A 12,067-nucleotide genomic window follows, 5' to 3' on the forward strand; every position below is an offset into this window, starting at 1 on the left:
CGTGTCCTCTGTGTCTGGTGTGGTGAACTTTAAAAATCCAACTTTTGTCTCGAAAACTGCAAACTCCCAAACACCACCAAATTTTCCCCCAATAACTCCAAAAACTCCTCAAACGCAATCCGAAACGGTTCCGCGTCGAGCCAACCGAAAGGCTGAAACACCCAATACGATAAAAACCCCCCTAAAACAAACACCGCCAAACCCACCGCTGCGGTGGCAGTTTCTCGAGGAAACTGTCGCCACAACCGCCAAAAATCCCACGAACCCAACAGTAGCAGCGACACCAACAAGCCGATATAAATCCCGAACCATTCATCAGACTGGAGAGGAAGATACCGGTGAAGTTTCAAATGAACTTTGAACACCTCATCGATCGCCGCGTAACCGAGAAAAACTGCGATCGCCACCAAAAACCCCTTTGACGGCGGCGGCGACACCCGCGACACCAGCAACACCACGGCGATAACCGAAATGACGAACAGTTGTATCGCCTGCAACCAGGAGGGAATCGTCATGTACCCGTTCATATCGAAAGGAGGATACGGCGTTCCCGCAACGTTTAAACTTATCAGGTAAATCGCGACGATGGCGACTTCGAGAGCGATCGCCACAAAAAGCCATGTTTTCATGGGTGGAAATAATCGTAAATTTCTTGCGCTAAGCGAACTCCAATTCCGGGGACTTCCGCCAACTGTTCCGGCGTCGCTTGCATTAAATATTCGATCGAATGAAAATGAGCCAATAACGCTTTCTGACGTTGAAACCCCAACCCCGGAATTTCATCGAGACGCGATCGCCGCATTCGTTCTGTCCGCTGCTGTCGGTGGAACGTCACCGCAAACCGATGCGCCTCGTCTCGCAACCGCCGCAACAACTGCACCCCCGGCTGTTCCGCCTCCGTCTCCAACGGCTGCGAATCCCCCGGAACGAAGATTTCCTCTCGCTGTTTCGCCAAACTCACCACGCAAATCTCGTCCAAAATTCCCAACTCCCGCAACGCTTCGACGACGGACGACAGTTGACCCTTTCCTCCATCGATGACGACAACATCCGGGTAATCTTCCTGCGACGAAATCTCCTGGGAGGGAAGTTTGGCGTAATTGCGAAAGCGGCGGTGAATCACCTCCGCCAAACTCGCGAAATCGTCGGAATGTCCCGCTGTCACCTCTGGGTTGCGGATTTTATAGCGGCGATAATGCTGCTTTGCGGGGAGTCCCTCGAGAAATACCACCCGCGACGCCACCGCATCGGAACCCTGAACGTGGGAAATGTCGTAACACTCTAACCGTCGCGGAAGTTCGGGAAGATCGAGAATTTCCGCTAAATCCTGCATGGCTTCGGCGTTGCGGCTGTCTTGTCGCTGCATTCTCGCCAGTTCGTAAGCGGCGTTGCGTTCCACCATCGCCAAGAGTTCGGCTTTTTGCTGTCTTTGAACCACTTGAAGGGTGACTTTTCGTCCTCGTCGTTGCGTCAACCAGGTTTCGAGAAGTTCGGTTTCGGGGAGTTCGTGACGAACCAGGATTTCGGAGGGAACGGCGACGGGTTCGATCGCCTGATAGTGTTCTTCTAATACTCGTTGTAAAATCGCACCGGGTTCCCCTGACGTCGAAACAAATCCCAACCGTCCGACGAGTTTTCCGGCGCGAATTTGAAACAGTTGAATGCAGGCGTGACGCTCTCCAATGCTGACGGCTACAGCGTCTCGGGAGATGCGATCGTCGGGAAGTGCAACTTTTTGGTCTGCACCGAGAGATTGTAACCCGAGGATGCGATCGCGCAACGCGGCGGCTTTTTCAAAGTCCAACCGTTCGGCGGCGTGGTTCATTTGTTGTGTCAAGGTTTCGAGAAGTTCTCCGGTTCGTCCTTGGAACACCATCGCCACTTTCTGGACGATTTTACGATAGTCTTCGGGGGAGATTTTTTCTTGACAAACACCGGGACAGCGTCCGATGTCGTAATTTAAACAGGGACGGTCTTTAAACAGGGGTTTGGGACGTTGACGCAGGGGAAAGATACGTTTGACAGTTTTGAGGGTACTCCGCAACAATCGCGTATCCACGTAAGGACCGTAATAGCGATCTTTAGCGTTGGCGATGCGACGTTTTCGGGTGATAAAAATTCGGGGGTAATCTTCTGACCACGTGATGCAGAGATAGGGATATTTTTTGTCGTCTTTGAGGAGAACGTTAAAGTGGGGTTGGTGTTGTTTGATGAGGTTGGCTTCTAACGCCAAAGCTTCAGCTTCTGTGTCGGTGACGATGAATTCGATATCGTACACCTGACGTACCATCATGGCGATGCGATCGCTCAGTTGTTGGGAGTCGCGGAAGTACGATCGCACCCGCGATCGCAGTTTTTTGGACTTTCCGATATAGAGGATGCGATCGGCTTCATCGCGCATGAGGTAAACGCCTGCTTCGGTGGGAATTTCCTGTAAGCGGCGTTCGAGGCGATCGGGGGTTTGGACGAGGGGGGTTCGATGGGGGGTGGCGGTCATTCCGACATCGATATCTGGGTTCTGTTTGTATTGTAAATAATTTACGCAATTCTGGTTTTATAGTTGTAGCTAGCTGGGGTTGAGATTAACAGTTTTCGATACGGGGTTCACCACAGAGACACAGAGGACACAGAGAGTTTTGAGTTTTATGAGAAATTTAATTCTTTATATCGAAACGATCGGGTGCATCTCAATGGATGTAGAAATATGAATTTGAGGTAGGTTGAGTGGGTGCATCTCAAAAATGTAAATTTATCAGATCGGAGTCTCTCGACTGAATTGAGCTGTTGTTGGGTTTGGCGATCGCTCCACCCATGAACGGCAGCGTTGCTGAAGTCCAAACTACCCCAAACTCATATTTTTATAAAAGTGAGATGCACGCGATCGAAAAGATAAAATACAAAGCAGTTACGTGATTTCCGAGTGTCCTAGTGCATACCTAAGTTTAGCCTCCTTCTCATGCCACCTTTTCCAATACGAAAAACTTTTCAGAATTCGTCATTCCCAAAGGATTGAATCCTACATCTGCAAGCATTTTTAGAAATACAGTATCTCTGTAGAATCCTAAAGTTAACGTTTCTTCCGCAAGGAGGCTCTCCTGTTTCCGAAAAGAATAGGTCTTTTTGAGGAAAAAGTGATCTGAGCCGCCGTTATACTTTCCCATTCTTTGAGAGTAGATAATCCCATTAGTTAACTCAAGGTCTCGGTCTTCGTGAGGTGGGTGGACACTTAACAACAAAAGTCCACCACGTTCGAGATGATTAGCGACATTTTGCAATCCACGAAAGTCGTTCTCTTTGTTGAACAAATGTGTTCCTAACAGTAACTCATTGTTCGATTGAATGATGACCCATGTGCCACCACTTGAAATAGCAGCATCGAATTTGTAATCCAGGTTCATTTCCGCCACGTCACACTCTATTATCGGAATGCTATTGGATAACCGTTTTTTGGCAATTCTTATCATTTCTGAGCTGAAATCTATTCCGACAAAATCATAGGTTGGATCGAGTTGAAGTAGTGCTTTAGCCATCTGCCCTGTGCCAATACCAAGTTCAAGTATCCTTTTTCGTTGACCGATCGCGGAGCGAATGGCTGTTGCCAATAATTCATGATTATAGTAACCACCATCCATTAACAAGTCGTAGTAATCAGCAATTCCTTGGTAGTAACTCATAAAGACATAATCCTTTCTACAGCAATTTTATCAACATGATGCCTAACGGTTGTCATCAGCGGAGCGAGATCGTTGTTCGGATGGAACACGTGCCTAACCCTGCGCGTCCACAACTGGTCAGAATTTGACCTTTCAACGACGATCGACACACCACTTCATATTTGAGCTAGGTACATCTCTCTTTTATGAACACACGATTTAGGCAATTTGTCAACATTTTTCTCAAAAACTACCAGAAAGTAATTTAATTCTTTAAGTATTTATATTGATTGTAAAACTGATATACACTCTTCAATTTTGACTAATTTTAGTCAATCTATTTTTATGAAAATTTTGTTTTTTGATTGAGTAAATTGGCTACAAAATCAGATAAGATTAGCCTGGCTTTTAATCAGAAGAAATGAGTACAATCTCATTGTTTTTTGCCGCTTCAGCAAAAAAATCATGAATATACTTTAAAGTACGTTTCAAAAACTCCCAGTCCTCTTCGTCCCATTTATCAGATTGTGCGTAAAGTTCGAGATCTTCACGTTCGTTAAATCGGATTCGTAAGTCTATTTCTGGTAACTGAGCGATAGCGATCGCAATCTCTTTCACTTCATCGGGAGTAAAATAGCGCACGTAACCATAGGTGGCTTCAAACTCTGTTTCTGTTCCTCCAAATATGACTTGATTTAACGGCGGTTCGGCAGAGGAGCGATCGCAAGCGACTTCACCAGTCAAAAGATAGTGAATAGCTTGCCACTCTTTTTCGATAGAAAGCCAGGTTTTATTTAGATCGAAATTATCCTGATAGACGCTCGATTGCTTGGACAAAGAGGATTTTATTTCATTGCTGAACTCAGAAGGTAGTGTTTCACTAATCAACAAATCCAATAATAAATCTAACAATTCAGATCGATCGATCTTTCCACTCTCTCCATAGAAAAACTCTAGAGCCAATTGAGAATTGGCTTGAATCTCTAAAAATTGAGCCTTAGATATACGTCTATAGCTCACAGTGATGCCCATTTTAATTCTAGGCTCTGGGTTTTAGATTTTAACAACGGAAATATTTTAACATTCAAGATATTCTACCTCAACTCAAAACGGTATATCTTCACTAGGAGTTGTCTCTTCAATTTCTGAATCGCCAACTGCACCATATTCTTTTAATAATCGAACGACTTCTCTATGTCTTGAATCTCGAGCTAAATCCAATGCTGTTTTTTTGTCGAAATTTTTAGAATTTATATCCTTAATTCCAGATTCAAGAAGAACTTTAACTGTATCGAAACAATCATTTTTTGCGGCTAGCATAAGAGCTGTATATCCTTCAAAAAAGAACTGACTAAAATTGAAACCAGCTTCAATTAAAAATTGAACAATATTAGATCGATTTCTATATATTGCATTAACAAAAGATGATTTGTCGAGAGTGGCTCCAGCATCAATTAAAATACGAACAATTTCAAATTTTCCATAAAAACAAGCTTCACATAAAGCGGTTTTCTGATTAAAAGCTACACCATTTACATCAATGCCTTCCTCAATTAATGCTTCAACTGTTTTAATATCTCCTGTAGATGCAGCGACAATTAAATCTTGCATATTCATCTGTTCTTGTTTGCGAGCTATGGCTTTGGGAAGCTCTTCAATTGCTCTCAATCGATCTTCTTCACAAGGCACTAAAGGAAGTAAGTATTCTACAATATTTTGATATCCTGATTTTGCAGCAATCAATATATTTGTTTCTTTGATTTCATCATAGTCATTATTACTAAAATCTACAGAAATCTCTTCATCTACAAAAGCCCCAGCTTCAATCAACGTCGTGACTAAATCCAAGTTTCCTCTATAAATAGCCAGAGTTAGAGGTGCTGTACCATTTATATTCTGTGGAGCGTTAACATCGGCGCCAGCTTCAATGAGTAAATTGAGTATTTCCTTATTTTCTTTTTTTATCGCTAGATTTAAAGGAGAGTCAGGCTCGAAATCGTAAAAGCGAATTCCATTGGGATTAGCACCTGCATTCAAGAGCATTTCCACCATTTCCACTTGTCCTAATCTTACAGCAGCCACTAAAGCATTATCGTATGGTGTTTGCTGAAAGTTGACATTTGCGCCTGCTTCGATGAGAACTCGTAAACCTTCTATCCACTTAATTTCGACAGCATAAGTTATAGGAGGTAGCGTTGTTTTTGGGTCGAGAAAGTCTATGGATTTTAGATTTTTTAGAGCTGCTTTTAACTCTTTGACATCACGACGATCGAGCAATTTAAAAAGATTTCTCTTTTTGGGTTTATCCATTTTTTGATTATCCTATATTGTAGATTTTGGCTCTTCCGAGCCGAACCTAGCGTGTAGGGTAAAATGCTGTAATCTTCGTCTGGCAATGAATTTCACGATTTTCATGAATAACTTTAAATGAAAGTTCCGCCCAGTAAGGGGTTCATCGATTGCTTACACAGTAAGTACTGAATTGAGCTGTTGTTGGGTTTGGCGATCGCTCCACCCATGAACGGCAGCGTTGCCGAAGTCCAACCTACCCCAAACTCATATTTTTATAAAAGTGAGATGCACCCCTTCCCGAGTCGTTTTATTCTAGAGATGACGAATTCGTTCGACCACGACAATTGTTTGAAGTCGAGTTCTCGATAAAATAGAAAACGTCGAGCGTTAAAACAAAAGGAGGAATCTCGCTTGTCTCCGGTACGAGTTCGCCAACACGTTAACCCCCTCAGTCGTAAATACCAACAACCGATCGCTATCCCAGATTGGTCGAACATTTACCCCAATTTAACCCAACCCCTGCACCTCGATATCGGTTGCGCTCGGGGTCGGTTTCTGTTTGAATACGCTCGAATCGAGCCGAATTGGAACTTTCTCGGCTTAGAAATTCGCGAACCCCTGGTGGACGAAGCGAACGACTGGCGCGATCGCACCCACCTCACCAACCTCCACTATCTCTTCTGTAACGTCAACATCTCTATCAAACCCATCCTAAAATCCCTTCCCCAAAACGTCCTCAAACGGGTTTCGATTCAATTTCCCGATCCTTGGTTCAAAAAACGCCACCAAAAACGCCGTGTCGTTCAACCGGAACTGGTGGAGGATTTAGCCAAATACCTGGTTCCCGGTGGAGAAGTCTTTCTTCAATCGGATGTCGAAGAAGTGGAAGTGGAAATGTGCGATCGCTTCGTCGAACATCCAGCCTTCCGTCGAACTTGCGAAAATTGGCTTCCCGAAAACCCACTTCCGGTTTCCACAGAACGGGAAATCGCCACCCACAACAAAGGCGAACCCGTCTATCGCGCCATTTTCAAACGGGTTGCGTCGGAAACCTCCGAGTAATTTCACGGACGCGATCGCCATACGCCACCTCATCGAACACCGCATCGCCATCGTCAAACGTCAAATCCGCCGCCAACTCGATCCACGATCGACATCCGCCATACTGCGGTAAAACGGGAATCTCTCGCGGTTCCCGGAGGCGGTAAACTCTCAACAACAGTAAAAACAGGGGTTTTTCCGGTTTCCACACCAGGCGATCGCGGACAAACTGACGGTTCCACACGAACTCGTCTGCGACCGTTTCGGCGGTTTCCCAACTCTCGACGAGAAAACGATGGGTAATCTCGGCCCGGCCGGCGATCGCAACTGTTTTCGGACGCCAACCCGATTCAACTGGCGTGACGGTGGCGGCGTATTCAGGTTTGAGGAGTTCCGGCTTTTGATGTTCGTAAGTCGGATACAAAAACGCGCGATCGCACTTCACTTGAAACGATTTCTCTTTTTCCCGAATTCCCCCTTTTCGCAGCAAAGCGACCGTTTCGCCTCGCAACAAGGCGTCTACCGCAACAGACCATTCCTTCAGTGCAAACACCGCCATTTAAGATTTGATATAGCAGTTCCAAATGGGTCGTCAAAAATTAAAACACCCGAAAAAATCTGATTCCCCGTTCCCCGTTCCCTTTATCCCCTTTTTATCCCAATTTTGTTACACAACTGATTTAGGGTTGCTATAGTTGAGAACGGGGAGTCTCTCGTTAACTCAGTCCCAAGACTTCGCCGTTTCCAGAGACGACTTCTCCAAGGACGAAGGGATCGAGATTTTGGGTTTTTAGGGTTTCCAAGGTGCGATCGACCCCATCGGGAGAGACGACGACGACGAAACCCACTCCCATGTTAAAGGTATCGAACATATCCGACTGTTGCACGTTTCCTGCCTCGGCTAACCATCGGAATACCGGGGGAATGTCCCAAGCGGCGCGATCGATGGCGATCGCCCGATTTTCACCCAAACAACGGGGTAAGTTTTCCGGAAGTCCGCCGCCAGTAATATGCGCCATGGCGCGAATTTCGATGTCCGCCTCCCGCAGGGATAACACCGGTTTTACATATATATATGTAGGCGTCAGAAAAACCTCTCCCAAACTGCGGCCGCCGAACGCTTCGGGACAGTCTGTCCACCCGTAACCGCCATCGCCGACGATTTTACGAACCAGGCTATAGCCGTTGCTGTGAACCCCAGAACTCGGAAGTGCGATCGCCACATCGCCAACTTTCACCTGAGAACCGTCGAGAAGCTGGCTTTTTTCCACGATTCCCACGCAGAATCCCGCAATATCGTATTCTCCTGGCTGATAAAACCCCGGCATTTCAGCAGTTTCGCCGCCGAGCAACGCACATCCGGCTTGACGACATCCCGTGGCGATTCCCGTGACGACTTGCGCCAACTGTTCGCCGTTGAGTTTTCCCGTCGCCAGATAGTCGAGAAAATACAGAGGTTCTGCGCCAGAAGTCAGAACGTCGTTGGCGCACATGGCCACGAGATCGATTCCCACCGTGTCGTGGCGATCGAGTTGGTGAGCCAGTTTTAACTTGGTTCCCACACCGTCGGTTCCAGAAACGAGAACCGGTTGGCGATATCCCGCCGGAATCTCGAAGCATCCGCCAAATCCTCCCAATCCTCCCAACACGCCAGGACGGTAGGTTTCTCGTACGACCTCCTCGATGCGATCGACAAAGGCGCGACCGGCTTCAATATCGACCCCAGCTTCTCGATAATCCATGACTCGTTTAGCGGTAAAACACAGGCTGCTTATTTTACCTTATCTTTCAAAATCTGTATTTTTTATCATATTTTGACATTTTTTATATATTTTTTGTGTAAAGATTTTGAGATCGACAAAAATACACAAAAGCTTTATGAAATATGGCTTTAAGCCAAAACCCGATTGTGAAGTTTCTGTAAAGTTCGCCTCAATTCAGGGGCGTTCCCGATCCCCGATGGAAAAAGTTCGTGCTATTCTGTGGCAGTTCTACAACCATTACCTGAACACGGTATGAGTATGAGTTGCGATTCAGCCGTTACTCGAACGGCGAATCTGCGGCCAAACGCCCGTAAAATTTATCGAACTTACAAACAGCAGGGTGTTGGGGGCGCTTAGCAGACTCGACTCGCCACCCCAAACGCGGGGCAACGCGATTTGGGGGTTCGATTGGGAGAATTTAACTTATGACCTATCAACTTTGGAGAAGCTTCACGATCGCGATCGTGATTTCCGGAATGGGAAACTTTTCTTGTATGGCGAACGCCATCGAAGGCACTTCCGAGGGAAATACGAACCGCACAGAAGCTACAACGGCAACCTACGAAGTCGCGCAATCTCTTGTAGACACCGTACAAGCCGCTCCTCCAAATGCCAGCGAGGCACTTTTGGTAAATTGGGGAGAGTCTCACGAAGGGCTTCACCACCTCGTCTTCGAGGAGACAACCCAAAACGTTTCAAATGCTCCGAGCAGCGATCGCGCGATCGACCGTCAGATAGAGAGATCGGCATCTAGCCCGAGTCCGAGTGCCTCAGACGGGCAACAGGCTTACGTTCTTCCGCCTGCCACCCTTCCCAAACCCGATCCCACGCCTGAAGAAGTCATCGTTTATAGCGAACAAGGCATGGCATCGTGGTACGGGCCGGGATTCGAGGGAAACCTCACGGCGAACGGCGAAATTTTTAACAGCAGTGCCATTACGGCCGCTCATCCCGAACTTCCATTCGGAACCCAAGTGCGGGTCACCAACCTCGACAACGGCCGGTCGCTCGTCGTGCGCGTTAACGATCGCGGCCCTTACGCCTACGGACGCGTCATCGACCTCTCCGCCGGAGCGGCCGAACGTCTGGGCCTCATCGCCAGCGGCGTCGCTCCCGTCCGTCTCGAAGTCGTCCGACCGGCTGAAGCTGTCGGGAAGTAAGTTAGAGAGAAAGTAAGAGGGACAAGGAGGCAAGGAAGATACTGTTATCTGTTCCCTGCTCCCTGTTCCCTGTCTTCCCTGGCGACTGGCGATCGAAACACTTTTCCCTCTTCACTGGTGAAGCATCCTCATCCCGATCGTCCCTGGGTTGCTACACTAACAAGTTGGTTCTGTGCGTTCGACATCGGTGTTTGAAATAACCGTTAGACACTGGTGTCGAACGTCGATCGCACCGAGGGAGATTCCATGAAACGCCTAACCACTAAGGCTGCTCTACAAGCTTATCGCCAAAGCCAAGACCGCAACCTGACGATCGGCTTCGTCCCGACGATGGGTAACCTCCACGACGGACATTTGAGGTCGATCGAGCGAGCGTGTCAGGACAACGATCGCACCATCGTCAGTATTTTCGTGAATCCACTTCAGTTTGGACCTCACGAAGATTTCGACAAATACCCGAGAACGTTCGATCGCGACTGTCAACTCTGCCAAAACGCTGGCGTCGATGCTGTATTCGCACCGAGTCCCGAAGAGTTAGGGATTTCGGGGAGAGCGCAAGCCGACACAGACAGGCGAACGTCCCTGCGAACGACGGTGGTGCCGCCACCTAAGATGACATCTATATTATGCGGGCGATCGCGTCCCGGTCATTTCAACGGCGTCGCGACCATCGTGACCCAACTTTTAAACTTAGTTCGTCCCGATCGCGCTTACTTCGGCCAGAAAGACGCCCAGCAACTGGCAATTATCCGCCAACTGGTGCGAGATCTTTCAATTCCGGTCGAAATCGTCGGCTGTCCCACCGTGCGGGAACCCTCCGGCTTAGCCTACAGTTCTCGCAACCAGTATCTCAGCGAGGGTCAAAAAGAGCGCGCTTCTGTCCTGTATCGCAGTTTGAAGCGAGCGCAAACGCTGTTCGAGGAAGGATTTCGCGATCGCGCCGAACTGCTCGACGCCGTTAAAACCGAACTTGCCACCGTTCCCGAATTACGGTTAGAGTACCTCGAACTCGTCGATCCTGACAGCTTAGTTCCCCTCGCCAGCGTGCGTCGCAAAGGACTGCTCGCCATCGCCGCCCGCGTGGGAGAAACCCGACTCATCGACAACCTGTTGCTGAACGCTCGAGCGCCCATTATCGCCATCGACGGGCCCGCAGGGGCGGGAAAATCCACGGTAACGCGTCAAATTGCCCGTAAACTCGGGTTGTTGTACTTGGACACTGGGGCGATGTATCGGGCGGTGACGTGGTGGTTAGCCGAGTGCGGCGTCTCGATCGAGGACGAGTCGGCGGTGGCTGAAGCTTTGCAACAGTGCGACTTACAGTTACAGTCCGATGTCGAAGGCGATCGCTGTCGCGTGTGGGTGAACCGTCAGGAAGTCACCGACGCCATTCGATCGCCTGAAATCACCTCGGCGGTGTCGGCGGTGTCGGCGCTTCCGGTGGTGCGTCAGTTCCTCATCGAACAGCAAAAACGCTACGGCGAAACCGGGGGACTCGTGGCGGAGGGGCGAGATATGGGAACTTGCGTGTTTCCCGACGCCGAAGTGAAGGTGTTTCTCACCGCTTCGGTGGAGGAACGAGCCAGGCGGCGCAAGCTGGATTTGGAACGTCAAGGGTACGAGGTGAATTTGGATCGGTTAGAAGGAGAAATCTCCGAACGCGATCGCCAAGATAGCACCCGAGCGATCGCGCCCTTGAAAAAAGCCCGAGATGCGATCGAAATCCAAACTGACAATCTCAGCATCGATGAAGTGATGGATAAAATTCTACATCTGGTTCCGGCCGGACGCTGAAGTCGTTCTCGATCGCTCTGAAATTGTTTGTGGGTACCTCGATTAATTCAAGCTTACTGAGAAAAAGGCTCTACTATCGAGAATAGAGAACGAAAGATCGAGGGTGTCAGCCGTTAGGTTGTGAGCCAGAATCAATTTTTCGAGGTTCTCTTAAGTCTCTCTCAATTCTCTTGTTTAAAGAGTATTTGACATCCTCTCTCAGCAACCCGTTCCGGGTATGCAGGGAGATTCCTTGGGTCGCCCCAAAGATTTCCTGCTTCAACAGGTGCCAGCTAGACTGAGCCAACTCAGCCCCCGCCGCCTCCCCTCCACAGGCAGTTTCGATTCCCCGTTGCCCACGGGTACAGATAACTTGTCCACTCGC

Annotated in this window: 10 protein-coding genes and 1 pseudogene; 3 read left to right on the forward strand and 8 right to left on the reverse strand. The window is 48.3% G+C overall.

Annotated elements, in window-relative coordinates; all coding sequences use genetic code 11:
- Window positions 1-29 precede the first annotated feature (29 nt).
- The 5 genes from POG22_RS11675 to POG22_RS11695 form a co-directional block, all read right to left on the reverse strand.
- Window positions 30-629, reverse strand: coding sequence for a DUF8692 domain-containing protein (locus tag POG22_RS11675; RefSeq protein ID WP_498905405.1), 600 nt, complete (start codon window positions 627-629; stop codon window positions 30-32).
- On the reverse strand, window positions 626-2,497 hold the full coding sequence (gene uvrC / locus POG22_RS11680) for an excinuclease ABC subunit UvrC (RefSeq protein WP_498905407.1): 1,872 nt from the start codon (window positions 2,495-2,497) through the stop codon (window positions 626-628). The genes POG22_RS11675 and uvrC overlap by 4 nt, the downstream gene beginning before the upstream one ends.
- Window positions 2,498-2,954: 457 nt before the next feature.
- Window positions 2,955-3,674, reverse strand: a complete 720-nt coding sequence (locus tag POG22_RS11685) for a class I SAM-dependent DNA methyltransferase (RefSeq protein ID WP_498905409.1) — start codon at window positions 3,672-3,674, stop codon at window positions 2,955-2,957.
- Window positions 3,675-4,061: 387 nt separating this feature from the next.
- The gene (locus POG22_RS11690) at window positions 4,062-4,685 is read right to left on the reverse strand and encodes a DUF1877 family protein (protein WP_498905411.1); all 624 of its coding nucleotides are present in this window, start codon (window positions 4,683-4,685) and stop codon (window positions 4,062-4,064) included.
- A gap of 72 nt (window positions 4,686-4,757) precedes the next feature.
- Window positions 4,758-5,963: an ankyrin repeat domain-containing protein gene (locus POG22_RS11695; protein ID WP_498905413.1), complete on the reverse strand. Its 1,206-nt coding sequence runs from the start codon at window positions 5,961-5,963 to the stop codon at window positions 4,758-4,760.
- Window positions 5,964-6,356: 393 nt separating this feature from the next.
- On the opposite strand from POG22_RS11695, the gene trmB reads away from it, so the two are divergent.
- Window positions 6,357-7,007, forward strand: a complete 651-nt coding sequence (gene trmB, locus POG22_RS11700) for a tRNA (guanosine(46)-N7)-methyltransferase TrmB (RefSeq protein ID WP_498905415.1) — start codon at window positions 6,357-6,359, stop codon at window positions 7,005-7,007.
- Here the strand turns inward: trmB and POG22_RS11705 are convergent.
- Window positions 6,976-7,545: a DUF1802 family protein gene (locus POG22_RS11705; RefSeq protein WP_498905417.1), complete on the reverse strand. Its 570-nt coding sequence runs from the start codon at window positions 7,543-7,545 to the stop codon at window positions 6,976-6,978. The genes trmB and POG22_RS11705 overlap by 32 nt on opposite strands.
- A gap of 157 nt (window positions 7,546-7,702) precedes the next feature.
- Complete coding sequence (purM, locus tag POG22_RS11710) at window positions 7,703-8,728, reverse strand: phosphoribosylformylglycinamidine cyclo-ligase (protein WP_498905419.1); 1,026 nt, start codon at window positions 8,726-8,728, stop codon at window positions 7,703-7,705.
- 446 nt (window positions 8,729-9,174) lie between these two features.
- Between purM and POG22_RS11715 the strand changes: the two genes are divergently transcribed.
- Both POG22_RS11715 and POG22_RS11720 read left to right on the forward strand, forming a co-directional pair.
- Window positions 9,175-9,909 carry a septal ring lytic transglycosylase RlpA family protein gene (locus POG22_RS11715; RefSeq protein WP_017659795.1) on the forward strand — a complete coding sequence of 245 codons (735 nt, stop codon included), beginning with the start codon at window positions 9,175-9,177 and terminating at the stop codon, window positions 9,907-9,909.
- A 246-nt stretch (window positions 9,910-10,155) separates the two neighbouring features.
- Window positions 10,156-11,703, forward strand: coding sequence for a bifunctional pantoate--beta-alanine ligase/(d)CMP kinase (locus POG22_RS11720; RefSeq protein ID WP_498905420.1), 1,548 nt, complete (start codon window positions 10,156-10,158; stop codon window positions 11,701-11,703).
- 106 nt (window positions 11,704-11,809) lie between these two features.
- Here POG22_RS11720 and POG22_RS11725 read toward each other — a convergent pair.
- Window positions 11,810-12,067: pseudogene (locus POG22_RS11725) on the reverse strand (RNA-guided endonuclease TnpB family protein); the annotation flags it as partial.

This window comes from Geitlerinema sp. CS-897, from assembly GCF_028368005.1.
Lineage (GTDB): Bacteria > Cyanobacteriota > Cyanobacteriia > Cyanobacteriales > Geitlerinemataceae > Baaleninema > Baaleninema simplex.

Bases quoted from the DNA above. Each gene is read 5' to 3' on its own strand.
- POG22_RS11675 (WP_498905405.1), bottom strand. From the start codon at position 629: ATGAAAACATGGCTTTTTGTGGCGATCGCTCTCGAAGTCGCCATCGTC.
- uvrC (WP_498905407.1), bottom strand. From the start codon at position 2,497: ATGACCGCCACCCCCCATCGAACCCCCCTCGTCCAAACCCCCGATCGC.
- POG22_RS11685 (WP_498905409.1), bottom strand. From the start codon at position 3,674: ATGAGTTACTACCAAGGAATTGCTGATTACTACGACTTGTTAATGGAT.
- POG22_RS11690 (WP_498905411.1), bottom strand. From the start codon at position 4,685: ATGGGCATCACTGTGAGCTATAGACGTATATCTAAGGCTCAATTTTTA.
- POG22_RS11695 (WP_498905413.1), bottom strand. From the start codon at position 5,963: ATGGATAAACCCAAAAAGAGAAATCTTTTTAAATTGCTCGATCGTCGT.
- POG22_RS11705 (WP_498905417.1), bottom strand. From the start codon at position 7,545: ATGGCGGTGTTTGCACTGAAGGAATGGTCTGTTGCGGTAGACGCCTTG.
- purM (WP_498905419.1), bottom strand. From the start codon at position 8,728: ATGGATTATCGAGAAGCTGGGGTCGATATTGAAGCCGGTCGCGCCTTT.
- POG22_RS11715 (WP_017659795.1), top strand. From the start codon at position 9,175: ATGACCTATCAACTTTGGAGAAGCTTCACGATCGCGATCGTGATTTCC.
- POG22_RS11720 (WP_498905420.1), top strand. From the start codon at position 10,156: ATGAAACGCCTAACCACTAAGGCTGCTCTACAAGCTTATCGCCAAAGC.